Source organism: Sulfurisphaera tokodaii str. 7 (assembly GCF_000011205.1).
Lineage (GTDB): Archaea > Thermoproteota > Thermoprotei_A > Sulfolobales > Sulfolobaceae > Sulfurisphaera > Sulfurisphaera tokodaii.
The window spans coordinates 343,432-365,809 of sequence record NC_003106.2 but is presented as its reverse complement, the minus strand read 5'-3'; the positions used below and the strand labels follow the sequence as shown (position 1 = coordinate 365,809).

Sequence of the window (22,378 nt, the reverse complement as noted above, 5' to 3'; positions counted from 1 at the left end):
ATTTTAGATTAGAAAATGTTAAAAGATAAAGATTTTGTCTATATAGATTACATTGGAAAAGTAAAAGATACTGGTGAAGTATTCGATACAACTATTGAGGAAGAAGCAAAGAAGGCTAATATTTATAATAAAGAAACTAAATATGCGCCTAAGCTAGTTATATTAGGCGAACATAATGTTATTCAAGGACTAGAAGAAGCATTATATCAAATGAATCCAGGTGAAGAGAAAGAAATTGAGATTCCTCCAGAAAAAGCTTATGGACCTAGAGACAATACAAAAGTTAAAACAATTTCCTTAGGAGAATTAAGAAGACAAGGTATAAATCCTTATCCTAATATGGTTGTAAGATTATCTAATGGTTCCTTAGCTGTAGTAAAAAGCGTATCTGGTGGAAGAGTAATATTAGATTTAAACCACCCATTAGCTGGCAAAACATTAGTATATAAGGTAAAGGTTGTAAAAGTTTTAGAAAATGAGAGCGACAAAATAAAAGCATTAATAGAGAGATGGTTAGGCTCATCTTATGTTGATAAATTAAACATGGAATTAGATGAGAAGAAAAATGTTAAATTCACATTACCTAAAGAATTATATCTAGTTGAAGATATACAAATTAGAAAATATATGTTAGCAAAAGACATTATAAACTATGTTTTACCAGAATCAACTGTAACATATATAGAGAACTATAACAAAGAAGTTTTTAGTCAATAATTCCAGTCTCTTTAGCTATTTTTTCAGCAGCTTCCCATGTTAATCCCCTATCTCCTAAAATAGTATATCTTTCCGGCCTTATAGTGTGAGCAATAGTCAGTGCTTTTATAATTATTTCATCTGGAATTCCTAATTGTTTAGCCTTAGTAGGTAAACCAACTTTTTTCATTGCTTTCTTAATTTTTTTCCAATTTATACCATGAATATATGCCATAAGAATTGTACCCAAAGCTACTAACTCTCCATGTAAAGCTTTATCTGGATATAGAATTTCAATAGCATGTGCAAATAAATGTTCAGAACCGCTAGCAGGCCTTGTGCTTCCTGCCATGCCCATCGCAACACCACTACTTATTAAAGCTTCTGTTAGAACTCTAACGCCAGCTCTGACGTCTTTATCAAGAATTTTAGCACAAGAAAGTGCATGTTTAGCGGACATAAGGGCTAAGGATGCTGTATAATCTCCATAATATTCCCCCCTTAATTTAGCTGCTAATTGCCAATCCCTTACAGCTGTTATTTTACCTATTGTATCACCTATTCCAGCATTAATTAATCTTCTAGGTGCTGAAGCTAAAACATTTATGTCTGCAATTATTGCTATTGGACCTTTTGCTTTAACAGAAGTAGGTTTTCCTAGACCTTTAATTGACGCGAATGGAGATGTAATTCCATCATGTGAAGGAGCTGTAGGAAGACTTACGAATTCTTTTCCAATTCTATAAGCAACATATTTTGCTACATCTATTATATTTCCTCCTCCAACACCAATTATTGTGTTAATTCTAGAACCTTTAGCCATTTCCTCTACTTTATTTACTTCATCAATTGATGCTATTTTCACTTCAACAACTTCAACACTCTCATCTTTGAAATTTTCTATAATTTTATCCGTTATAATTTTCCTAACTAGTGGACCAGTTACTATCAAAAAAGGACCAGAAAGATTAAGTGATAATATGTATTCTTTTATATTATCAATTATATCATAACCAATGTAAACTTTCTTTGGTAAGTCAATTATATGTTCTTTCAGCTCCACAACTTATATAACAAGCATTTATATATTAAAAATTACCATATCTAATTTGTACATCTACTTCTTATAGTTGGTGAAATAGGTGTCGTCTCTTAGATTAAACATAATAGCAACAATATATAATAATATACCAAAAGAGGCTGGAATAACAAAAATTGAGTTTGAAGGTCCAGAAATAGCAATATATGTTAGGAGTCCAACAATATTGGCTGATAAAACAGATTTGTTAAAGAAAATTGCAAAGGACATTAGAAAGAGAATTGTGCTGAAAGCTGATGAGAAAGCAAGAAAAGATAAGAAAGAAACAATAGAGATTATAAAGAATATCGTACCAAAAGAGGCAGAAATTACAGATATAAAGTTTGATGATGAATTAGGTGAAGTACTAATAAAAGCTAAAAAACCCGGACTCGTAATAGGTAAAGGAGGAACAATCCAGAATAAAATATTTTTTGAGACTTTTTGGAGACCTATAATAGTAAGAGAACCACCATTAAAATCAAGAACATATGATAGTATCTTAACACATATTTATAATGAGACTGAATATAGAGCAAAGATGTTAAAGATCTTTGGTGAAAGAATACATAGAGAACTACTATTCAAAGATAGAAATGTTAGGATAACTGCATTAGGTGGATTCCAAGAAGTAGGTAGATCTGCAGTACTTGTAGAGACTCCAGAAAGCAAAGTATTATTAGACGTAGGATTAAATCCAAGTGTAAGTTATGGAGAAAAACTATTTCCAAAGCTTGACATTGATCAAGTAAGACTTGAAGATATTGATGCAGTAGTAATAACGCATGCACACCTAGACCATTGCGGAATGGTTCCTTTATTATTTAAGTATGGCTATAATGGCCCTGTCTACACAACTGCACCCACAAGAGATATAATGGCACTAATGCAATTAGATGCACTAGATGTAGCGGAAAAAGAAGGAAGACCCTTGCCCTATACAGCCAAGGAAGTTAGGAAAGAATTGTTACACACTATAACGCTTGATTATGAAGAAGTTACTGATATAGCTCCAGATATTAAACTAACATTCTATAATGCTGGACATATATTAGGCTCTGCTATGGCGCATCTTCATATAGGCGATGGAACACACAATATCGTTTATACTGGTGATTTCAAATATGCTAGAACTAAATTATTAGATAAGGCTAACGATGAGTTTCCAAGAGTTGATACTATAATTATGGAGACAACATATGGAGACCATGAACAAGAAAACAGAGAAGAAGCTGAGGCAAAACTTATAGAGATTATAAATAGAACCATTAGTAGGGGAGGAAGAGTACTAATCCCCGTTCTAGCTGTTGGAAGAGGTCAAGAAATAATGCTGGTTTTAAATGATGCGATGAAAAAGAAGTTAATACCAGAAGTACCAATCTATGTCACAGGTTTAGTTGAAGAAATTACAGCAATACATAATGCTTACCCAGAAATGTTAAGCAGAGAAGTAAGGGAAGCAATACTGTATAAGGATGAGAATCCGTTCATGTCGGAATTCTTCCACAGAATTGAAGGATATAGAGAAGATATTGCGCAAGGCGAGCCATCAATTATCTTAGCAACATCTGGTATGCTAAATGGAGGCCCGGCAGTAGAATTCTTTAAGACAATGGCTCCAGATAGTAGGAATTCGATAATTTTTGTGAGCTACCAAGCAGAGGGAACACTGGGTAGAAAAGTGAGTGATGGAGCACAAGAAATACAAATTATTGATAGAGATGGTAGGATTGAGAATATACAAATAAAGATGGAAGTCACAAGAGTGGAAGGATTCTCTGGTCACTCTGATAGAAGACAGCTTCTAAACTTCTTAAAGAATCTAAATGTAAAACCGAAGAATCTATTACTAAATCATGGCGAACCTGGCTCTATAGAATCTTTCAGAAGATTAGTAGAAAGAGAGAAAGAAAAAATTGGAATGAAAGGGACTAAAGTCTATGCTCCACAGATACTTGATAGCATAAGAGTAGTTTAAAACTAGGTAATTCTTAACCTATAATCTTTTAAATCTTAATTTAAAATATGATAATGGGCCCGTCGTCTAGCCTGGTTAGGACGCCGCCCTGACGCGGCGGAGGTCCTGGGTTCAAGTCCCAGCGGGCCCATTGTGGGGGTACAACCCCCGCACCCATAATTTTAATGTAAGTCTCAACGACGTCAATTAACGGGGCGACGTAACGCTCTTTTACCTCACCGTTTATCGTTTCCAGCTTATAGACATAATACCGACCTTTCCTCTCACGTAAAATATAGTCACCGAATTTATATCTACGTTGTTTATCCGCCATTTCGCCTCACAGATTGTGGTTGCCAATTCGCATTTAAAAGCTTTGGCAACTCATAAAATTTTGCCGTAAAAATGTGTGGAGCCGAAAGAAGATATAAAGAATCCACGTTAGTAGTAATTATGTTGTAACATATGAGAGTAAAAGGGAAAAAGCTTGATCATAGTTTAATAAGTAATGCTATCTATAAAATTTTCTTAATATAGAATAGAAAATATTTCACTTTAAATGTAGAAATATAAGAAATTAATTCATTGCTGAGAAATCTCATATTACTTCTTTAACGTATAATATGAGTAAAAAGTAGAGGAATAAACGGTTTAATTTAACTAATTCATCATAATTAAGACTCGCTTTAGAATTGATCAATTCACTAACTATTAAGAATATGTAACAAAAATAAAGTCCCGCCGCGGGGACTTGAACCCCGGACCACCCGGTCACCGCGTGCCCTCCTTCCCTACAGCCGGGCGCTCCACCGGGCTGAGCTACGGCGGGACTACCATCAATATTTCAATACATCTTTACTAATAAACTTTACCATAATAATCCGCGTTTTCTCGTTGATGTTTTTAAATCCTCTACCTAATACGAGCTTTATGATTAACCTACAACAAATAGTTAAGGAATAAAGATGGGCCCGCGGGGACTTGAACCCCGGACCACCCGGTCTCTCAAGAGAAGGATCTTTATGAGCCGGGCGCTCTACCGGGCTAAGCTACGGGCCCAATAAACAAATATGCTAAAATGATTTAAAAGAGTTACGCTAAGTAAAAAAGGTCAAGTACCATATCTCCATTGTTTCATGTATTCTATTTGTTCTTGTGTCATTGGCTCTATTTCTATTCCCATTCCATTTAATTTTAATTTAGCAACCGTTTCATCTATCTCTTGTGGAACATTATATACTTTATTCTCTAACTTTCCTCTATTTTCATAAATATACTTTACCGATAAAGCTTGATTTGAAAAGCTTAAATCCATAACCTCACTAGGATGTCCCTCGGCTGCAGCTAAATTAACTAATCTACCTTCAGCTAATAAATAAATTCTTTTTCCATTAGGTAATTCATATTCTTCCAAGTTTGGTCTTATCAATCTTGATGATTTTGCCATTTCTTTTAATCCTTTTACGTCTATCTCTACATTAAAATGCCCAGAGTTTGCTAAAATTGCACCATCTTTCATTTTTAGAATATGTTCTTTTCTTATTACGTTTATATTACCGGTAGCAGTGATAAAAATCTCCCCTAATTCTGCAGCTTTACTCATTGGCATTACATCAAAACCATCCATAACTGCCTCTAATGCTCTTAAAGGAGATACTTCGACCACTATAACCCTAGCACCCATACCTCTAAGCCTTTGAGCTATCCCTCTTCCTACCCATCCGTATCCAGCTACTACAGCTACTTTACCAGCAATTAGTATATTTGTTGCTCTAAGTATTCCATCTATTGTACTCTGTCCAGTACCTATTCTATTATCAAATAAGTATTTTGTAAAAGCATTATTTACAGCGATTACTGGATATCTTAGGACTCCTTGTTCTTCCATGGCCTTTAGTCTTATTACTCCTGTTGTTGTTTCTTCTGTACCCCCAAATAGTTTTAACTGTGGCATATTTTCGTGGACATAAGCATGAAGATCTCCTCCATCATCCATTATTATTTGAGGTTCATATTTTAGAATTTCTTTAATATTATCATAATAATCTTTTTCAGTTTCACCTCTCCATGCAAATACACGAATTCCCTCCTCAACTAGTGCAGCAGCAACGTCATCTTGAGTAGATAACGGATTACTACCAGCTAATGCAACTGTAGCTCCTCCTATTTTTAGAGTCTTAACTAATACAGCAGTTTCCTTAGTTACGTGAAGGACAGCACTAATCCTTAATCCTTGAAGAGGTTTTTCTTTCTCAAATTGCTTTCTTATCTCCATTAATGCTGGCATGTGTATTTCTGCCCATTCTATTTGTTTTTTACCTTGTTCAGCTAAACTAAGATCTTTAACCTTATAGTCCATAGGGTGTAAAAAGAAAATAATAAAAAAAGTTTAACTTATGCTCCTATTGCCCTAGCAACTCTTACTGATGTAAGTGCCGTTATCGCACCAACTATGATCGTAAACGGAAAAGACATCAGAATATCGAAACCTATTTTATCCCAGTTTACTATACCACCATACATAAAGGGTCTTAAAAATCCTTCCCACAGTAGAGGATCTGGCAGACTCCACAAGAAGCCTACTAAAGCACCTTGAAGTGCAGCATACTTACCTTCAAAAGGTCTTCCCTTAGTTATTACAATAATCAAGTCGATGAATAAACCATATGTTAAACCTTCGTAAATAAAGAATAGTGGTTGACCAGACCAGCCATAGTGTGCAGCATCTGCCAAAACGTCAAATACCACTAGTGATAACATTCCAGCTCCGAACTTTCTTATAATTCCAACTACTATAATTAGTATAAGCATTCTTCCCCCAAAACGCTAAATCGATATAACTTATTGCTATTACTCTATCTAAAAAACTTCCTATAAAAAACTCCCATACTGTAGCGATAGCTGCACCTATCCCAATATATACATTATCTAGAGTAGTAAATTTTTTGATTATATTTTCTTTTCTTGCAATCAAATATAATAGCGTTGGTGCTACTACAAAATATATTAATATTATTTCCCAAGGTATTTCCCCTGGAATATTTACATTTCCTTCAATATGATTAAATACCATATGTAACTTATTTTTTTAAAATATCTTTTCTATTTATTATATATATTACCTTATAATATATTTAGATCTATGTTGCTAAGATTGATAATTTTTATAGATTGCAAATAAATATTAGTGAGAGTTACGCATTAAGATTTAGTTATATGAAAAGAGTAATCATAGGTAGTTTATTGTTAACAATATCACAATGGTATGCATTTTTCTTATTTTCTCAGTTTTCTTTTATAGTATTTAGTGAATTTATAGGATTGTCTATATTTATAATGGGTTTTATAAGTAGGGCCTTAGGCAGTATTTTATTTGGATACATAGGTGATAAAATTAGTAGAAGAACAGCATTATTGCTAACTGGAATTACGTTAATCATATCTTCATTAATTGTTTTAATACCGAGTATATTTATTGTTTTTATTTCTAGGATTTTACAGGGTTTAAGTCTAGGAGGTGAATGGGGAGGTGCTAGCACTGTAATAATAGAAACCTATTCAAGCCATAGACTTAGAGGAACTATTGCGAGTATAATTCAATTATCTGTACCTATAGCTATAATACTTTCCTCTTCTACGCTTCTTCTAATTTTCTTATATTCAATTCCTTGGAGAGAATCTTTTCTAATTATAACTGTTTTAACTCTAATAGCATTACCGTTAATTAGAGATGTAAACAAAGAAAAAATGTTCAGTAGTAAAATTCCATTATTTGAGGCAATATTGAATGATTGGAAAAATATACTAAAATCTATTAGTATAAAAGTAAGTGAAAGTGCAGCTTTTTACGTTTTTTCAGCTTATATTTTTTCTCTATATTCTAATTTGAAAGAGCTTCCTATAATAGTTTTAGAAGCAATTACATTTCAACTATTCACAATACCGCTTTTTGGTTTTTTATCAGATATTATTGGAAGAAGATTAGTAGTTATTATAGGTCTCATTATAATGGGAGTTGGAAGTTATCTTTTATCATTGAAGATCATTTATTATGGAGAAATAGTTATATCTATCTCTGATTCTGCATTATATGCTCCTCAATCCTCAATTTTTACTGAAATATTTAATAAAAAATATAGGTTTACTGCAGCTAATTTCTCATATCAACTAGCAAGTATACTAGGAGGTGCCTTAGCCCCTCTCTTAATTTCAGACTATTCTAACCTCTTTATATTCATAATGTTAAGCTACATAACCATTACATGTATAGGTGTATATTTCATAGAAGAAACGAAAGGGAAAGGAATAGCATAGTTATATTATCGTCATTATGGTATTTATATTTCTATATTCACATTAGGATGTATAAAACCTTTTCTTAGCATCTTCTCCTATAGAGATTCTCATTAATTAATAAATTTATACCTAGTGAAGTCATTATGAGCATAGCTATCAGTTTTGAGCTAGCCATTTAATTGAATCTGAAACTTTAAGTTTTAAAATAATTTTAATAGGGAGTTAATAAATTATGCAAAATTTAAAAGGAAATTAGTGACTACCATGTGAATCATAGAAAGAAAATGCGTTAAATATTTAGAAGTTATTATAAAAATATACATGGAAAATAGTTATATATTCAGATTTTGCATAGAAGTTAATCTATGGGAAAACACTATTACATCATGTAAAGCCAAATAATATCATCAATAACATGAGGTTTTTAAATTGCCTTACTAACCATATATAGTGCATGAGCTTCATGTAACTTTGTGTAAAAGGTCTTTAGAATATTTAAAAGCTTCCGAAGAAGCATTTATTAATGGGCTTTATAACGCTTCTGGATTAATGTCGCAAATTTCCGCAGAACTTGCGATTAAGGCAACTATTGCCTTTCTTGGTTACTCGTTCCCAGAAACTCATGAAATAAGAAAGCTTTTATCTGTGCTATCAACACTTATATTAAAAGATGAAATTTCTGAGTTCATAAAGGCTAAAAGAGGAGAGCTCATTCTTTTAGAAGATGCTAGACAAAGGGGACAGTATTTTTCTTATGGGCTTGGAAAGGATGATGCAGAAATCTGCTTAAATACCGCTAGGGAGGTAATTAATCTTGTAAGAAAAGTCTGGGGAGATAAGTGGTGTTCGGAATAGAGAGAATAAAATACCTTGAGGAAAACTGGAAGAATATTGCATTGTTGGTACTTAATTCTGCCAGGAACTTAGTAGATGTTAAGGAAGCTATAGTTTACGGTTCTGTTATAAAAGGGAGGACTATGGGGAGTAGTGATTTAGATATAGCTCTAGTTATTAGAAACTTAGACGCCAAGAAATTAAGTGAGCTTCTCATTAAAATTCATCTCTCTTTACCAGAGGATATTTCTGAACTTGTAGATCTAAACTTAATAGATGAGAAAGATGAGAAAGAATTCTTAAAGTTTGCTGGATATTATATAATACTTAAGTAATAGTTCCTCTATGCATGAACTACTTTAGAATATATATAAACTCGTCTTAGTTTTTATTATTACTAATTATATGCTGTTAAATATATATTTCTCTATGCGAATATGTAATCTTATTCTATATAATGCTCAAGATAAATTTAATAATATATATATACTTTTTATCTTACAAAGTAAGGATAAATTAAGAGATCCTTTAGCAATTCACATTTATGAATTATTATCTCATAAGACTAAAAAGAGTGTTTGTCTATCTAAGATATTTAAGGATATAAATTAAGATAAACCTTTACGATGTAAGCTATTATGAATATAGCATAAATTTCGAATTAATAACCAAACTTACTCGGCATGGCAATATTAGCTATAGCTATAAGCTAGACTACGAACTAAAAATATAGGTTTGAACATAAAGATCCTCTTATGGAAGAACTAATTAAAAGAGCTGAAAAAGAAAAAATCGATGTAGAGAAATTGAGCATACTAGGATTGTTAAAAAGATCCTCAAAATGGGATTAAGCTTAGGCTTGAGTTAGCTGGAAAAATATATGAAAGAAGTAGAGGTAATCCTATTCAAGTTTCAGAGAAGACTTATAAGGTTTCTAAGAGATTGTTAAGGCTTTAGCTGAAAAGTTTAACTTACCAGAATATCAGCAAGCAATGAGTAAAGGCAGATGGTACACTTATCTATTAGCTAAAGCCTCTAATACTCTTCAATCAAGCTGAGAAAATGGGTTTTTGGATAGTTGGAATAGCGGGTATGTAATTCATGTCTGGGGATTTCATGAATCAAAACTTACAGTTAACGATATCACTTCATACATAGACAGAGTTAGAGAAATGCTAATAGTAGCTAAAAAAGTATTATAAGTATTGAATTACTTGTTAACATTCTTTCTATAATTTTACTTCAGATATTAATAATCAAAATTAAAAATACTCTGTCTCATTAATTTTATGTTATTAGTATTGAATTTCTATTTAAGGGTTCTATAAATCAATGACATCGAAAAATTATAATTAACTTCTATTCGTAATTAGTCGTAGAAGGTATTTCTATCATATTATATTTAAGGCATTGAATATTCTAACCTTTTATCTTTGCCATAATTATGATTATTTCTCTCTTTTTATCTGCAAAAAACATCGGATAAAGAGGTCTTCTATTTATTCCTATTAATTCTTAAATCTGCAATTTATATTATAATCATAGAATATTTAACAAAACCTTACTTCACTTTTTAATTCCCTAAAACTGCTTTTGAGATTAGAACCCAGAATCTAAAGGTCTTGGTTTGCCCACGTTTACTTTTGGCATATTTTGTATTCATTATGTCTTAACTTAATATCGTTGCACATTTAATCTTTGCTGTTGCATTAACTTACAATTCTAGCAATAAGAAGAACATAAAATATGGGCCCGCTGGGACTTGAACCCAGGACCTCCGCCTTGTAAGGGCGGCGTCCTAACCAGGCTAGACGACGGGCCCTTGTACAACTTATTATATATTTTGACTTATAAAAGTTTCTTCAATTATTGTTTATTCAAAATTTTCCCTTCATTAATTAAACAATATGTCACTATGCCTACAAGAGCAACCGGTGATATTTCGCTACTTAACCCTTCTATTTTAACTGGTTCGCCTAAATTTAATTCTAATTTATTGAATCCGCTTTCATTTCCCGGAAAGACAAGCATTACTCTATTTTTATCTTTAAGTAAATCTTTTGTAAATGTTTTTTCTGCTGACTGTGTAAAAAGATAAACTACTTCTGGCTTGAAAATTTCTATTGCGTCTTTCAGATCTGGTAATATTATAAATGATTTATTATTTTTATAAGCTAACTTGCTTACTTCTGGTACACCAGCTTGTGCTGCTACTCCACCTACTTTTGTTACTATAAAGTGATTTATATTTAAATTAAAAATTAATTTTGCAAAATCAATAATTCTTTGAGTACTACTTATGTTATGTAGCACTATAAACAATTCCATATACTTTTCCCATTATTTCTCGTGCAATAGCGGTAGATAAGACTACTGGAACTGCTTCTCCTACTTGATTATATTGCTCATCTCTGCTACCTAGAAAAATATGATCGTCTGGATAACTCATTAATCTAGCTTGTTCTCTGACTGTTAAGAATCGGTTTTCGAAAGGATGAATGAATCTCGAATTTCCTAAAACTGTGGGAGCTATATCATAAGGATTAAGTCTAACATATAAGGGTATATTCTTACCATTACTGCCTCTAAACATGGTCAGATAATCCCCGTAATCCAATTTTGATATTTCCTTTATTTTATTCTCGTTTAACTCTTGAACTTCATTGTTTGGTACGTCTGTTCTTCCTTCTAAATCCTTTATTGCATCCCAAACTGTCTTTTTTTCCTTAGATTTTGGCGGATTTATTTCTATGTTGGAAATAAATACTCTAGTTCTTTTTGACGGGTTACCATAATCTTCTGCATTTAAAAAATTAAAGAATATCTTATAACCTATTTTATAAAATTCATATTCTACAGCAGATTTAAGAGATTCAGTACCAATAATGGATGGTACATTTTCCATAACAAATATCTTTGGTCTAAGTTCGCCTACAATTCTTATATATTCAAGTGTTAATTGTCCATCTTCATCCAGGTAAAGTCTATCTAAAGGTTCTTTCATTCTTAATGGATTTGCTCCAGTATATGGTTCACAAGGAGGACTTCCTATTACGATATCGACTTTTCTACCTATTAAATATTCTATATCTCTTCCTGTAATATTTCGTATATCATCTTCTATAACTAAAGTGGTTGGAAAATTTGTCGCATAAGTTCTTGCGGCAGCATGATTAATATCTATTGCAAATCTAATATCAAAGCCTAATTTTTTAAATCCTAATGAAAATCCTCCAGCTCCAGAAAAAAGATCAACGACTATTGGAGCCATGTCGTGTCTCTCTTTCTATTTCGTTTTCAATTTGTTTTATCTTATACTCTAAGAATTTTTTAGTCTTTTCTGAGTCGTAATATTCTAGTGGTGATCCACATTTTGGACATTTGAATTCATTCTCTAATGCTTCATCAAAATTATATTGAATATTATCTTGAGGACAATAATAATATAAAGAATCTTTCTCTTGCTCATATCTCGCCTTTAATTTTTCTAGTACTAATCTTTTTCTGTTAAGTAATAATTCATTTATCTGATCTATGTTTACTTTCCAGTAATATATAAATAAACCCGTTTCTTTATCTCTTGTTTTACGATAGGTTATAAAACCTTGCTCAGAAAGTAAATATAACTTTTTCCTAATTTCGTTCACTTTTACATTAAGCTCTTTCGCTATATCATCATCTGTCATTTCAATTCTCTTTCTTAAGAGAAACTTTAATAATTCTGTTGCATCTTCACCAACTAGATCCTTTGCCAAGCTAAGTATCAATTCTTCTGCCCTACTACTCATTTTTCCTCACCTTCTTCCCCCTTTCTTGGGGTATAATAGATAATTTTGCATCACTAAATTGTATATTTAGTTCTCCACCCTTATATATTCTATCCAGAAAAATAGCTAATGCAGCAACTTCAGAATGAGGCTGGTTACCTATAGCAATGTTATAATCTGAATTATAATAATACCAGCCTTCTACTTTTTCTGATCCTACAACAACTAGTATTTTTGTATTTTTATTTATTATTTTTTCCATTATATTATCTATAGGAATTCCATACATTGTCAAATGAACCACAATGCCTCCAGAGTTTCTCCAATCTCTAACTACTTTTTTTGGATTTTTAACAAATTCTATTGAAAAATATTTTCCGCCCCAATTAGCTTTTACTTTCTCTATGGTCTTTAACAGATTCATATCCTCTCCATGAATAAATATTCCTTTGGCCCCAAATGCTCTAGCTACAAGAGCTACATGCGTTGTAACTCTTTTGTCCCTTTCTGGTCTATGATGCAATCTTAAAACGTAAATATCTTTTAAATTAATGCTAATATCTTATCCCTTAATATATTCATATTTATTCCTTTTAACGCTGATACTGGAATTACATCTATTATTGGAGTATAGAGTGAGTTTGCTAATTCTTTTACTAAACTTACTTTCTCCTCTACTTCTTTCTCTTCATTATTTTTATCAATTTTATTTAATACTATGATCATAGGCTTCCCAGATATTCCTAATTCACGTAATATTTCAAGGGAACTTTGCAACATTTCAATCAGTAAAGTACTTGACAAAGAAGAATCCAATACAAGTAATAGAGCATTAGCGTATTTTGCCTCTGATAAAGTAACAAAGAAAGCTTCAATTATTTGTGGCGGAATACCTCTAATAAAACCCACAGTATCCACAAGCATTATTTTCTTTCCATCTATTGGTATTGCATATCTTTTAGGTGATGTAGTTGTAAACATTGAGGAGTCTACTTTTTGATTCAACCCAGTTAAGTAATTAAAAATAGTAGTTTTACCAGCGTTAGTATAACCTACAATTGCTATACTATTGAAATTGACTCTCCTTACTTGATCTTCTTTAGCTTTTTTTATTTCTTCCAGCTCTTTTCTTATTTTTACTATTCTTCTCTGATAAAGCCTAATTGTAGATTCTACTCCGTATACACCGGCACCCAAAGGACCTTGCTGTTCAGTAATTTTAGTCTTTTTATACATGTCTTTAAGGATAGGTAATTCGTACTTTAACTTAGCTAATTCTATTTGCAATTTTGCCTCTTTAGATCCTGCATGAAGCGCAAATATTTCTAGAAGAAGAATAACTTTATCTAATATTTTCTTTCCTAAAAGTTCCTTGTTAAGATTTATAAAATGCCTTGATTTTAATAAATCAAAAATTATGATAGCATCTATATCATTCAATTTTTTAATTTCCTCTACTTTATCTTTTTGAATATAAAAATTTGGATTTGGTTTTTTTGGTATTTTGTAGATTTTTGTTATTTCATAAAATGCTGTTTCTGCTAATGATAAGGCTTCGTCTTTGTATTCCTCTGCTGTAAAGAGTATTGCTTTCACTTCTTTCCCTCTCTGATGTTTGCTACATCACCCAGCGTTAGCTCAAAATCTTTTTCCTCTCCTTCTTCTTCTGACTCAACTGGTACTAGCAGTTTGATTCCTAAGATTTTTTCTAATTGTTTTGCTTGTTGTATTGTTGGTTTTAATTTACCACTTTCAAATCTCTTTATTACATTTTCTGAAACTTTTAATTGTTGAGCTAACTGTTGTTGTGAAAGACCATGTCTTTCTCTAGCTTCTTTAATTAACTTGTAATAATCATCTACTACTTCTAATTCCACTTCAGTAGATAATTTTGGTGTCGATGCTTTTATTTTTTTCTTTTCTTCGTTTTTCTTTATTTCTTTTTCATTAACTATTTTTGCAGATTTTCTAATTTTATTATAACAAGATAGGCATACAGTAATAATACTCCCTTCATAGGCAACTGTAATACCTTTTCCTTTTATAGGAGCACCACACATTTCACAGTATTTTTGTGCTGAGCTTTGCATACTATATATTCTTTATTACTACTCTTAAACGTTTTTAGGTTTAATTATACAAAGATATTATTGGGGTAAATTGTCTGACGAATTAGACAGTTACAGAGCCAAACATTATAATAGTGATGATCCAATAGTAAGATTACTTGAAGAGAAAATAGAATCTCTAACTAAAGAACTTGAAAAACTACGTCAAGATTTAAATTGGTATAAAGGTGAACTTGAAAAACTACTAGCTCCTCCATATATTGAAGCAATTGTATTGGACATACTACCAGACGGGAAAGTAATAGTAAGAAGTTCTTCTGGACCTAATTTAATAGTTAATGTTTCCTCAAATATTGATATTAAAAAGCTTAAACCTGGCTCTCTAGTAGCATTAACTCAAAGAGGATCCACTATAGTTGAAGTATTACCGGAAAGAGAAGATGCATATGTAAAGTCGTTTGAAGTTATAGAAAAACCTAATGTTCATTATTCTGATATCGGAGGATTAAATGAGCAAATAAACGAAATAAGAGAAGTTATAGAATTACCTTTAAAAAACCCAGAATTATTTAAAGAAATAGGTATAGATCCGCCTAAAGGTGTATTACTTTACGGTCCACCTGGAACTGGTAAAACTTTACTAGCAAAAGCCGTGGCAACAGAAAGTAATGCAACATTTATTCAAGTTGTTGCTTCTGAATTTGCACAAAAATTTGTAGGAGAAGGAGCTAGAATTGTTAGGGAAGTATTTGAGTTGGCAAGAAGAAAAGCTCCATCAATAGTATTTATAGATGAAATAGATGCAATTGGTGCTAAAAGAGTGGATATGGGAACTAGTGGAGAAAGGGAAATACAAAGGACTTTAATGCAATTATTAGCTGAGATAGATGGATTTAAACCATTAGATAATGTTAAAATTATTGCCGCAACAAACAGGCTAGACATTCTTGATCCAGCACTACTGAGACCAGGAAGGTTTGATAGGTTAATTGAGGTACCTTTACCGAATTTTGAGGGAAGAAAGGAAATATTTAGAATCTATTTGCAAAAAATGAAAACAGATGGCAATATTAGATATGATATCCTTGCTAGCATGACTGAAGGATTTAGCGGTGCTGAGATTAAAAATGTGTGTACTGAAGCAGGGTATATTGCAATTAGAAATGGAAGAAAGTATGTTAACATGACTGATTTAATTACAGCTATAGAAAAAATTAAAGCTAAAAATAATAAAGCTAAAAATACTGACAGAACAGAAAAGTATGTTTAACTTAACTAAACCTTTAAAAGCACAAAAAGATGAAATAAATTATTTACGTTATATTGCAATGTATCAGTTTTCTTCAAAAGTAGCTTCTTGTTTATTTCCAGAAGATTCTACATTTTTTATACAGAGATCATTAACTACTAATAGAATAAGAAATATTCTTACAGAAGATAAAAGATTATTCTTAGTATTAAGGGCACAAGATAATCTTTTCTCTATTACAGAAATAAGTGGACAAATTATAAAAAATTGTACTTCCCCTCCTTCATTTAGGTTTATTATTAAGAACGAGGTGGCTAGCTTTATTAGAGAAGGAAGAAATGCTTTTTGTAAGTTCGTCATAAACTCTGATCCCAGTATTAGAGCTGGTGATGAAGTCTTAGTTGTTGATGAACAAGATAACTTGTTAGCTGTAGGAAGAGCAAAAGTCTCTGGTGAGGAAGTAAAACAATATAAAAGGGGATTAGCTGTAATTGTAAAGAGAGGAATAAAAAATGTCTATCAAGATAATTCTAAAGGGAATTAGTGAAGATGAACTAAAAGGTGCTAAGTTTATTACCGGTTTTAGAACATTAGGTGAAGTAGGTTATATAGCTACTAGATATTTAGTTTTAAAGTTAGGAATGAAAAGAGTAGGCTTCGTTTTGACTAAATATTTAAGAGATGTTACATTTATTGATGAGTACGGACTAGCAACACCTTTTGAATTATTTTATGATAACAATAATAATATCTTAGTGTTGTTAAGTCATCTATTACCACTACAAAGAGAAATGAATATCTTCTCAGCAAAAATAATGAAGTGGTTAAAAAATATACAAGTTTCAGATATATTACTAATAGGAGGATTAGATAAAAGATACAAAAATGACAGTAGCAACTTAAGATGGTTAAAAACTTCTGCTAGTAAAATTACTCTCCCTTATCCACTAATGGAAAAACAGCTATTAATTATTGGACCCTTAGCTTTATTTACTATATATGCTGAAATTGAGGATCTTCCAGCTACAGTGTTATTACCTTATGCAGATAGAGAAAGAATAGACCCTGCAGCTGCAGCAATCGCATTAGAGGAAATTAATAAATTATATGGATTAAAGGTTGATGTGTCAGAACTATACGAAGATGCAAGAAAGATTGAAGAAGAATTGCAAAGGCAATTAGAGTTAGTTCAAAAAGAATTAACTAAAGAAGGCTCCAATAGAGTTTATATGTGATAAATATTTTTCACAACCTATGAAATCAATTTTTGTATATCCTTTAGATCTTACAAATTCAACTATTTTACTTTCAATATAACGTAAAACATCTTCATCAATTTCCTCTGGATATTCAGTTTGAAAGTATGGATAGACTTCTATTAGATTTATCGGTATTAAACCATAAAAAGGATTAAAAAGATATATGTCTACATTCTCATTATTTTTCACTTTTTTTAATATATTTTCTCTTTTTTCACAAATTATAATAGCTTTATCGTTATTCTTATTAATCCTATCTAAGAAATTATAATGCCTAACAATTTCTGGTCTATTTAAAGACTTAAGATCGAACAAGAAAATTCCTCTAATATTTCCTTTTACTCTTGGATCATATTTTTCTAAGTAATCTTTATATTTTAATATTTTTTTAAAAGCAGAATACACTGCTGGGTGAGAGTATGCTTTTTCTTGAATATATTCAAATAATCTTCCTTCTCTAATAGCTTGTTTTATAGCATTAAGTTCTTCCTTAATTACATAAAGATTATGAAGAGCCAAAAGTTTTGTTCTTTCTTCTTTTGGTAACTCTAGCAGCTCTTTGGGTGTGTATTTTAAGCAGATTGGACATGAACATGGAAAATATTCTAACTCTTCTAGTCTATATACTCTACTTCTCGTTATGTACCTATTATCCCTAGCATAAAGTATATATGATGCAGAATCAAAAGAATCTACACCTAGTGCTATAACAAGAGGCATTATATGAGGAAGACCGCCACCAAAAAGATGAAAAGGTTTGCCTCTACTTACATTACTTTTTGCTATAAATACCATATCGATCAATAAGGAATAGTCGTACTTTTCCATTACTACTGTAGGACTTCCTAATGCTAGCATTTTAAATGCCTCGTTTTTATCAGCCTCTATCGCCGAATATTCAACAAGGTCTAGAAATCTTCCACCTTGAATGGGGTGTACCCAAATCCTTTCTGAATCATTTTTGACTATATCCTCTATTTCTTTTGCCCTCTCTAACGTGATTTTTACACTGTTAATAGCTTCATCTCTGCTATTTGTATCACCAGTAGGAAGATCTAAATAGACTGCTATATCTGTATTTATATCCCTCTCGTACTCAACTATCTCTCTATTTGTAACTTCTATGTTTCCGTATTGAAGTATCTGATAAGCTCCAGAATCAGTCATTATTACACCATTAAATTGTAAAAAGCTATGAATATCTTGAATTTTAGTATTAGTTATCTTTTTTATTAAATATGCATTTGTGATTAAATTCTTAAACCCTAAATTTTCTATATCTTTTATCGAGATTTCAGATTTAAAAGGATTAATTACTGGAAAGAATACCGGTGTTTCTAGTTTTCCACTTTTTGTCTCTATGATTCCTATTCTACCAGCTAGATCTTCATCTTTTATTTCAAATTCTCCTACCATTTTAAGATCCTTTCTTTTTCTTATTTATATAATCGTTATATAAATCGTAAATTCTTTGTGCCAAGGGTCCGCTTCCTTCCACTCCATTTTCAGAAACTTTTATCCTATCAAGTATTACTACAACCCCCGCCTCCTCATAGACTTTTGCGTCTCCTGCACGTAAATTAAGCTCTTTCGTCACTAAATCTGCAAATTCTTTCGGATCAAATATAGGCGAAGATTTGACTAGAATTTCAGTTATAGAATTTCCATTTAAAATAACTTTATAATAAGTGTTATTATCATTATCTTTTGCATTTGTTAGTGTTAAAATAAATGGTGATAGCTCATATGAAGATAAAGTACCGTAGTAGATTTTATTATTAATAAGCCTTACAACAATCGCTTTATCTAGAAGGGAATTTAATTCCGTTGCAACTCTTCTACTACTCATCAAAATGAATAATAGTTAATATTATTTAAGATTAAACTATTATAAAGGGTATGTCAGTTCAGGTTGAAGGTAAAGTCGAGACTACATGTAAAATAACCTCAATAGATAAGGGTAGTTTAAAGGGACTTATTATAATCAAAATGGATTGTGGAATATATCAAGTAGAGTTTGATATATTGGAAAGTATTAATATCTTTAAACAAGAAGAAAATGTATCGATGATTATATCAAGAGAAAAACCAGTTTATACTTCTAATGATTTTTGTGCGCACGGATATCTTTTTTATGAGAAACCGGAAGGCAACAAAATTTTAGATCAAATATCTCTATTTGGATTAATAGTAAAAATCTATAGCGAAAAAGGATTAATAGGTAATAGTCTATTTAAGATGATGGACCATGTCTATTTTTGTGTTAAAAAATCTTTATAAAATCTTCGCTTGATGTATTATCTCTTTTTATCGTTAATATATCTATTCCGTCACCTGAAGTTACATCTCTTTCTATTGCAGCTTTTAGTGCTTTTAGAACAATTTCTTTCCCTTTATCTAAATTCATACTTGGATCATATTCACTTTCTAAAACTCCTATTGCTACTCTGGCACCAGAACCAACAGCAGCGTAATTATCTTCAATTAATGAACCTATAGGATCTAAAACAAACAATTTGGGACCTTCATCGTCTACACCACCAAATAACAATTCCGAAATAAAGGGGGTCCACTTATACTGGTATAGTATAACTGATAATAACTTAGCTGCTGCCTTTACTGATATAGGCTTATTATTATACATTTCGTAATACTTTATCTCAACATTCATTAAACGTGTTAATGTTTGAATATCACCCATTATACCAGCTCCAGCTATGCCGAATCTTCCTATTTTAAAAACTTTTTTAGCTGATCTACTAAGTACGAAACCGCCATAACTAAGTCTCCTTTCAGCAGCAAGAATTATACCGTCATTAAGTTTAATACCTAACGCTGTTGCAGGAAGTTCTTCCATGTTTTAATAACCCATGAAAATGATTATTTGATAACTTAAATTATTTGCTTAAGATAGTCCAAAAGGTTTTCTTCCTTAATAGTCACTTGCTCTTTTGTACTGAGATTTTTCAAAGTTATAGTTTTATCTTCATATTCCTTTTTACCTATGAAAATTAAGAACGAGTACCCTTCCTCAGCATAAGAAGGAATTAATTTAGAAATTGATATAGATTTTAGATTAATCGTAGCAATATAATTATTTGATCTTAATTTATCCACAATTCTAATAGCATATAATATAGCTTCGTCTGATAAAACTATTACACCTATTTTGTTTTGCTTCTCTTTTACAGTATTAGGCTCCTCAAGTACTAATGCTGTCCTCTCAACTCCTATAGCAAAACCTATAGCTGGAGTTTGAGGACCTCCATACAGTTCCACAAGGTTATCATATCGTCCTCCACCAGCAATACTAAAAGAAACAGAAGGATGTAACACTTCAAATATTAAACCGGTATAATAAGCTAAACCTCTAACAAAACCTAAGTCTATATATGAATTTACACCTAGATTATCTAATATATTTTTGAGTAACATAATCCTATCTAGATCTTGAATTAAATCCTTTAAATTATATTTTTCTGTAAGATCTTCTTTAATCTTATTATAACTTGAGATATCTAAATTATTTACACTTAGGATGTTAGTTATAAGTTCTGTATATTCTGAACTTGGTAAAAGTGATAATGCCTCATCAATTTTTCCTTTATCTATTAAATGTAGAAAATGCTCTTGAAGATTATCACTTATGTTTAATTTATTAAGTATTTTTCTTATTAATGATATATTATTTATTTTCAATCTAATTTTATTTATAAGATTTAATTCTCTATATATCTCTATTAATATTTGTAATATTTCTAAATCTGAATAAATATTGGAAGATCCTAGTAATTCTATACCAGCTTGCCTAAACTCCCTATATCTACCAAATTGAGGCTCATCGTATCTATATACAGTTCCTAAATAGTATAAGCGTATAGGCTTAGGTAAATGTTGTAATGAATTAAGATAAAATCTAACTATACTAGGTGTGAACTCGGGTCTTAATGCAACTTCTCTACCGGCCTTATCTTTAAAGACATACATTGTATTTCTAAGTTCTTCTCCTCCTTTTAAAGCGAATAGTTGAAAATCTTCTACAATAGGTGTTTCCACTTCTTGATATCCAGCTAGTTTTACAATTTTCAAAAAAGCATTCTCGACTACTTTTATTTTATGAAGCTCTTCGCCATAATAGTCTTTCATTCCTCTTACTGGCTCATAAGAAATCATTTCTTACTCACTTTTTACCTAAATTTATTTCGGATAATAAATAGTATGTTACATCACCATATTTATCCACTATTGCAATCACACCTTTTTTCTTAATTCTATTAGAAAAATCCACAAATTCTTCTAATTCTTTTACACTGAGGGTTTTATTTTCATTTACCGGATATACCACGTATTCGTACTCATTTGCCATGTTAATGAAAATAAATTTTCCACTAATTATCGATTTTCTTCCTCTTTGCTTAAGGTCATTTGCTATTATTAACATATCAATATCTTCATTCATCTGGGTCTCTATAGTAAGTTATACCTTATAAGTATCATATATACTTTAGGAATCCTATACACTCATGAAGTGCCCATATTGTGAAAGTGAAAATTTAGTTTGGGATTATAAAAATGGTAATTTAGTTTGTACAAGTTGCGGTTCAGTCATTGATAAAATATATTACGAAGACTCTACTAGTTATGACGAAAGTGTTTATTTCCCAGAAACTTTATATTTCGATTTTTTCTCGAAAACTAAAAGAATTAAAGAATTCAAGAATAAAACTCTTAAAGGTAGAAGAAACAAATTACAAAGTACAATTATATATAACGGTTCAGTAATTAAAGAGACCTCGTTGAATGCAATGAAATTTTTGGAAAATAACGAGAAATTATTATTATTATATGATACTATTGATAATCTTCCAGTATTTCATTCAAAAAGCGTTAAATATAAATTGGCAATTGCACTATATTTTTACGATAAAAAAGAATTTAATAGATTATCAAGATATTTGAATATTAGTAATAAATATATGAATAAAATATTATCTAAAATAAAAATTAAGGAAAAAACTAAAATACAGCATATTTTGAAAAATAAAATAGGAAAAAGGACTAATAATAGTTTTTATAATATTTAACAAAGCATTATTCTTTTTACTTCTTTAAATATAACTTTTATTATATAAAAATTAAGATATTGAGTTAAATCACAGAGTATAAATTCACG

At 31.0% G+C, this 22,378-nt stretch carries 25 protein-coding genes, 4 tRNA genes and 2 pseudogenes; 12 read left to right on the top strand and 19 right to left on the bottom strand.

All coding sequences use genetic code 11. The features are described from left to right. Window positions 1-15 precede the first annotated feature (15 nt). On the top strand, window positions 16-717 hold the full coding sequence (locus STK_RS01965) for a peptidylprolyl isomerase (RefSeq protein ID WP_010978306.1): 702 nt from the start codon (window positions 16-18) through the stop codon (window positions 715-717). On the opposite strand, the gene STK_RS01960 is transcribed toward STK_RS01965, so the two are convergent. Further along, window positions 707-1,759 (bottom strand): NAD(P)-dependent glycerol-1-phosphate dehydrogenase, encoded by a 1,053-nt coding sequence (locus STK_RS01960; protein ID WP_010978305.1) that lies wholly within the window; start codon window positions 1,757-1,759, stop codon window positions 707-709. The genes STK_RS01965 and STK_RS01960 overlap by 11 nt on opposite strands. Before the next feature lie 79 nt (window positions 1,760-1,838). Here STK_RS01960 and STK_RS01955 point away from each other — a divergent pair, with 79 nt between their 5' ends. Both STK_RS01955 and STK_RS01950 read left to right on the top strand, forming a co-directional pair. Next, a complete protein-coding gene (locus STK_RS01955; protein ID WP_010978304.1) occupies window positions 1,839-3,752 on the top strand; it encodes a beta-CASP ribonuclease aCPSF1 in 1,914 nt (637 codons plus the stop codon). Window positions 3,753-3,807: 55 nt separating this feature from the next. Next, window positions 3,808-3,882 (top strand) — tRNA-Val (locus STK_RS01950). 21 nt (window positions 3,883-3,903) lie between these two features. Here the strand turns inward: STK_RS01950 and STK_RS14535 are convergent. From STK_RS14535 to STK_RS14720, 6 genes and pseudogenes are all read right to left on the bottom strand, one after another. Further along, window positions 3,904-4,065: pseudogene (locus STK_RS14535) on the bottom strand (putative integrase); the annotation flags it as partial. A 402-nt stretch (window positions 4,066-4,467) separates the two neighbouring features. After that, window positions 4,468-4,560 (bottom strand) — tRNA-Tyr (locus STK_RS01945). A 137-nt stretch (window positions 4,561-4,697) separates the two neighbouring features. Continuing rightward, window positions 4,698-4,790: transfer RNA gene (locus tag STK_RS01940), tRNA-Ile, on the bottom strand. A 52-nt stretch (window positions 4,791-4,842) separates the two neighbouring features. After that, the gene (gene ahcY, locus STK_RS01935) at window positions 4,843-6,090 is read right to left on the bottom strand and encodes an adenosylhomocysteinase (protein ID WP_010978302.1); all 1,248 of its coding nucleotides are present in this window, start codon (window positions 6,088-6,090) and stop codon (window positions 4,843-4,845) included. A gap of 35 nt (window positions 6,091-6,125) precedes the next feature. Beyond that, window positions 6,126-6,542, bottom strand: coding sequence for a hypothetical protein (locus STK_RS14725; RefSeq protein ID WP_010978301.1), 417 nt, complete (start codon window positions 6,540-6,542; stop codon window positions 6,126-6,128). Next, window positions 6,469-6,804 carry a hypothetical protein gene (locus tag STK_RS14720; RefSeq protein ID WP_010978300.1) on the bottom strand — a complete coding sequence of 112 codons (336 nt, stop codon included), beginning with the start codon at window positions 6,802-6,804 and terminating at the stop codon, window positions 6,469-6,471. Before STK_RS14720 ends, STK_RS14725 begins: the two co-directional genes overlap by 74 nt. 143 nt (window positions 6,805-6,947) lie before the next feature. Between STK_RS14720 and STK_RS01920 the strand changes: the two genes are divergently transcribed. From STK_RS01920 to STK_RS14715, 4 genes and pseudogenes are all read left to right on the top strand, one after another. Next, entirely contained in the window at window positions 6,948-8,045 is a 1,098-nt protein-coding gene (locus tag STK_RS01920; protein WP_010978299.1) for an MFS transporter, read from the top strand. 432 nt (window positions 8,046-8,477) lie between these two features. Then, window positions 8,478-8,882, top strand: a complete 405-nt coding sequence (locus STK_RS01915; RefSeq protein WP_010978298.1) for a HEPN domain-containing protein — start codon at window positions 8,478-8,480, stop codon at window positions 8,880-8,882. Further along, window positions 8,870-9,196: a nucleotidyltransferase domain-containing protein gene (locus STK_RS01910; RefSeq protein ID WP_198429727.1), complete on the top strand. Its 327-nt coding sequence runs from the start codon at window positions 8,870-8,872 to the stop codon at window positions 9,194-9,196. Before STK_RS01915 ends, STK_RS01910 begins: the two co-directional genes overlap by 13 nt. 420 nt (window positions 9,197-9,616) lie before the next feature. Next, a pseudogene (locus tag STK_RS14715) lies at window positions 9,617-10,063 on the top strand (PaREP1 family protein). Between the two features lie 545 nt (window positions 10,064-10,608). Here STK_RS14715 and STK_RS01900 read toward each other — a convergent pair. The 7 genes from STK_RS01900 to STK_RS01870 all read right to left on the bottom strand — a co-directional run bounded on the left by STK_RS01900 (window position 10,609) and on the right by STK_RS01870 (window position 14,718). Continuing rightward, window positions 10,609-10,683, bottom strand: a tRNA-Val gene (locus tag STK_RS01900). A gap of 44 nt (window positions 10,684-10,727) precedes the next feature. Further along, on the bottom strand, window positions 10,728-11,189 hold the full coding sequence (locus STK_RS01895; protein WP_010978296.1) for a RecB-family nuclease: 462 nt from the start codon (window positions 11,187-11,189) through the stop codon (window positions 10,728-10,730). Then, entirely contained in the window at window positions 11,164-12,132 is a 969-nt protein-coding gene (locus STK_RS01890) for a DNA cytosine methyltransferase (protein WP_010978295.1), read from the bottom strand. Before STK_RS01890 ends, STK_RS01895 begins: the two co-directional genes overlap by 26 nt. Further along, window positions 12,113-12,649 carry a transcription factor gene (locus tag STK_RS01885; protein ID WP_010978294.1) on the bottom strand — a complete coding sequence of 179 codons (537 nt, stop codon included), beginning with the start codon at window positions 12,647-12,649 and terminating at the stop codon, window positions 12,113-12,115. The genes STK_RS01890 and STK_RS01885 overlap by 20 nt, the downstream gene beginning before the upstream one ends. Further along, window positions 12,642-13,052 carry a tRNA methyltransferase gene (locus tag STK_RS01880; RefSeq protein ID WP_010978293.1) on the bottom strand — a complete coding sequence of 137 codons (411 nt, stop codon included), beginning with the start codon at window positions 13,050-13,052 and terminating at the stop codon, window positions 12,642-12,644. Before STK_RS01880 ends, STK_RS01885 begins: the two co-directional genes overlap by 8 nt. 119 nt (window positions 13,053-13,171) lie before the next feature. Beyond that, window positions 13,172-14,224: a GTPase HflX gene (hflX, locus tag STK_RS01875; protein WP_010978292.1), complete on the bottom strand. Its 1,053-nt coding sequence runs from the start codon at window positions 14,222-14,224 to the stop codon at window positions 13,172-13,174. After that, on the bottom strand, window positions 14,221-14,718 hold the full coding sequence (locus STK_RS01870; RefSeq protein WP_010978291.1) for a multiprotein bridging factor aMBF1: 498 nt from the start codon (window positions 14,716-14,718) through the stop codon (window positions 14,221-14,223). The genes hflX and STK_RS01870 overlap by 4 nt, the downstream gene beginning before the upstream one ends. A 70-nt stretch (window positions 14,719-14,788) precedes the next feature. On the opposite strand from STK_RS01870, the gene STK_RS01865 reads away from it, so the two are divergent. From STK_RS01865 to STK_RS01855, 3 genes are read left to right on the top strand one after another with little or no spacing between them, the layout of a single operon-like run. Further along, a complete protein-coding gene (locus tag STK_RS01865) occupies window positions 14,789-15,967 on the top strand; it encodes a proteasome-activating nucleotidase (protein WP_052846270.1) in 1,179 nt (392 codons plus the stop codon). Continuing rightward, the gene (locus STK_RS01860) at window positions 15,960-16,490 is read left to right on the top strand and encodes a PUA domain-containing protein (RefSeq protein ID WP_010978289.1); all 531 of its coding nucleotides are present in this window, start codon (window positions 15,960-15,962) and stop codon (window positions 16,488-16,490) included. The genes STK_RS01865 and STK_RS01860 overlap by 8 nt, the downstream gene beginning before the upstream one ends. After that, complete coding sequence (locus tag STK_RS01855; protein ID WP_010978288.1) at window positions 16,459-17,181, top strand: proteasome assembly chaperone family protein; 723 nt, start codon at window positions 16,459-16,461, stop codon at window positions 17,179-17,181. The genes STK_RS01860 and STK_RS01855 overlap by 32 nt, the downstream gene beginning before the upstream one ends. Here the strand turns inward: STK_RS01855 and tgtA are convergent. Both tgtA and STK_RS01845 read right to left on the bottom strand, forming a co-directional pair. Further along, window positions 17,146-18,621 carry a tRNA guanosine(15) transglycosylase TgtA gene (gene tgtA, locus STK_RS01850; RefSeq protein ID WP_010978287.1) on the bottom strand — a complete coding sequence of 492 codons (1,476 nt, stop codon included), beginning with the start codon at window positions 18,619-18,621 and terminating at the stop codon, window positions 17,146-17,148. The genes STK_RS01855 and tgtA overlap by 36 nt on opposite strands. 1 nt (window position 18,622) lies before the next feature. Beyond that, window positions 18,623-19,057 carry an Lsm family RNA-binding protein gene (locus STK_RS01845; RefSeq protein ID WP_052846267.1) on the bottom strand — a complete coding sequence of 145 codons (435 nt, stop codon included), beginning with the start codon at window positions 19,055-19,057 and terminating at the stop codon, window positions 18,623-18,625. A gap of 47 nt (window positions 19,058-19,104) precedes the next feature. On the opposite strand from STK_RS01845, the gene STK_RS01840 reads away from it, so the two are divergent. Then, window positions 19,105-19,485 carry a DNA-directed RNA polymerase subunit G gene (locus STK_RS01840; RefSeq protein WP_010978285.1) on the top strand — a complete coding sequence of 127 codons (381 nt, stop codon included), beginning with the start codon at window positions 19,105-19,107 and terminating at the stop codon, window positions 19,483-19,485. Here the strand turns inward: STK_RS01840 and psmB are convergent. The 3 genes from psmB to STK_RS01825 are packed head-to-tail and all read right to left on the bottom strand — an operon-like array spanning window position 19,469 to window position 21,664. Further along, window positions 19,469-20,062 carry an archaeal proteasome endopeptidase complex subunit beta gene (psmB, locus tag STK_RS01835; RefSeq protein ID WP_010978284.1) on the bottom strand — a complete coding sequence of 198 codons (594 nt, stop codon included), beginning with the start codon at window positions 20,060-20,062 and terminating at the stop codon, window positions 19,469-19,471. The two genes, STK_RS01840 and psmB, sit on opposite strands and share 17 nt — an antisense overlap. 35 nt (window positions 20,063-20,097) lie before the next feature. After that, on the bottom strand, window positions 20,098-21,378 hold the full coding sequence (hisS, locus tag STK_RS01830; RefSeq protein WP_010978283.1) for a histidine--tRNA ligase: 1,281 nt from the start codon (window positions 21,376-21,378) through the stop codon (window positions 20,098-20,100). Between the two features lie 7 nt (window positions 21,379-21,385). Beyond that, window positions 21,386-21,664 carry a hypothetical protein gene (locus tag STK_RS01825; RefSeq protein WP_010978282.1) on the bottom strand — a complete coding sequence of 93 codons (279 nt, stop codon included), beginning with the start codon at window positions 21,662-21,664 and terminating at the stop codon, window positions 21,386-21,388. A 64-nt stretch (window positions 21,665-21,728) separates the two neighbouring features. Between STK_RS01825 and STK_RS01820 the strand changes: the two genes are divergently transcribed. Then, on the top strand, window positions 21,729-22,289 hold the full coding sequence (locus tag STK_RS01820) for a TFIIB-type zinc ribbon-containing protein (protein ID WP_010978281.1): 561 nt from the start codon (window positions 21,729-21,731) through the stop codon (window positions 22,287-22,289). The last annotated feature ends 89 nt before the right edge of the window (window positions 22,290-22,378 follow it).